The following is a 1,469-nucleotide window of genomic DNA, read 5'->3' as shown; positions in this document are numbered from 1 at the left end:
CTGTTCTGCTTGCTCTTGGACGTTTCGGTGTCTTGGCGCGACAGGATGTTGAGGTTGCCGCCGATGTTGGCATCGATACGGTCAGCGCGTACCTGCGCGCCGATCAGGCTGGTGTCCTGGCCGCTGCGCAGCACCAGCGAGCCGGTGTCCAGAGTGGTGTTGACCTGGGTAACCGAGCCACCCGAGCCAAGGTTTTTGGCGGTTTGTGCACCGAGGTCGATGGTGAAACCGTTTTGCTCGCCTATGTTGAAGCTGGCACCGATAGCGGTCCTGTTGCGTGAACCGTCGTTTTTGCGGTCGGTGGTGTTCTGTGCGCTTTGCATCAGGATGTTGTTTTTCGCGGACAGCAACGTGCTGTCGGCTTTCAACGTACTGCCGGTAATCGTCAAGTCACCCACAGTGCCCGGCGCATCGTCCGCAGCGATGATCGACAGTTTGCCCCCGGCGTTGAGGTTGCTCTGGTGAGCGGTCTGCGCCGTGTATTCGCTGCTGCTTTTGGTACGGGTGTTGGCCAGTTCGGTACCGATCTTGATCAGCGACCCGTTGCCGGCAGAGCCACCGGTCTTGTCCTTGAAGCCGGTACTTTGTTTAGCGAGATCGCCCGCCTGGTTATTCAGGTTGTACATCGACAGCGCCGCCTGGGCGATCTTCACGGCCTTGAGGCGCGGATCGTCGGAGCTGCGCGCCGCCTCGGCTGCGTCGCGGATGCTGTTGGCGGTGTCGACCACGGTGCCCGCAATCACTCGCCCAACCGCCAAGCTTCTTGAGCTGTCCTTACTGGTCTGACTGGCAGTCTCCATCCCTGAAGTAACGGTGACATTCGCCCCACCCAACTCCATGTTCTTGGTGCTCACCAGATCACTGGCCACCACCTTCAACTCACGCCCTGCCGTCAGCGACACGTTGCCCGCGCTCGAGCCAATCGTGCTGCCGGTCAAGGTCATTTCATTGGCCGTGCCGTTGTGCTTCGAGCTGTTGATGTACAGCTTCTGGTTGCCGGTCATGTCGTCCAGACCGAGCTTGTTGCCGGTCAGCACGCCGGTGAGGTCGCGATTTTTTTCCTTGTGCATGTCGGTGCGGGCGAAGGTGTTTTGCGCCGCGTCGATGGTCAGGTCGCGGCCGGCCTGGACGGCGAGGTCGCCGGTGCTGACCAGGGACGAGCCGGTGACCGTGGCATCGCGTTTGGCGGCGACGGTGACGGTTTCGCCGGAGACCATGCTGCCCAGGGCGGTGGTGCGTTTTTCGTCGACTTTGTCCTGGACTTTGCTCGACTTCAGGCCGCCCCAGCTGCTTTTGCTTTCCTTGCGTTCGTGGCGGGCGCTGTCGGCGTTGCTGACGGCGAGGATGTTCACGTCCTGGCCGGCGACCAGTTGCGTGGCGCCTTTTTCGGCAGTGACGGCACTGCCGGCCAGCAGCAGGTCTGCACCGGCGACGACGGTGCTGTTCGTCCCCGCGCTGACCAGGCTGCC

At 62.1% G+C, this 1,469-nt stretch carries 1 protein-coding gene; it reads right to left on the bottom strand.

The features are described from left to right. Positions 1-1,469 (bottom strand): hemagglutinin repeat-containing protein (locus tag C8K58_RS32150; protein ID WP_178087848.1); only part of this gene is annotated, 1,469 nt, incomplete at both ends.

Origin of the sequence: Pseudomonas sp. GV047 (assembly GCF_003058245.1) — a bacterium.
GTDB lineage: Bacteria > Pseudomonadota > Gammaproteobacteria > Pseudomonadales > Pseudomonadaceae > Aquipseudomonas > Aquipseudomonas marginalis.
This window is presented reverse-complemented; position numbering and strand designations above follow the sequence as displayed.